At 54.2% G+C, this 240-nt stretch carries 1 protein-coding gene; it reads left to right on the forward strand.

The window, feature by feature from the left end; genetic code table 11:
• Positions 1-240, forward strand: a 240-nt coding sequence (locus Q4563_RS22270; RefSeq protein WP_303606094.1) for an NAD-glutamate dehydrogenase domain-containing protein, incomplete at both ends; no start/stop codon positions are given.

Here is a 240-nt window from a genome sequence, read left to right on the forward strand (position 1 = left end):
GTGTTCAGGTGGAGGGTGCCGAAGAGGGGCTGGCCTTTCTGCAATGGCTGGAAAAAGGCCACTTTACCTTTCTGGCTTCGGATGAATTCCATTTTGAACAGAAAGGCGACGACCGCTTTGTGGTGCGCGACAGTGAACAGGGGTTGGGCTCTTTCCTGTTTCGCAACAAGACCGACCGGACGCGGCTGAAGCTGCACGACTTGTCGGACGAAATTCAGGAATTTATTACCGGTCGTTGCC

This window comes from Gilvimarinus sp. 1_MG-2023, assembly GCF_030548285.1.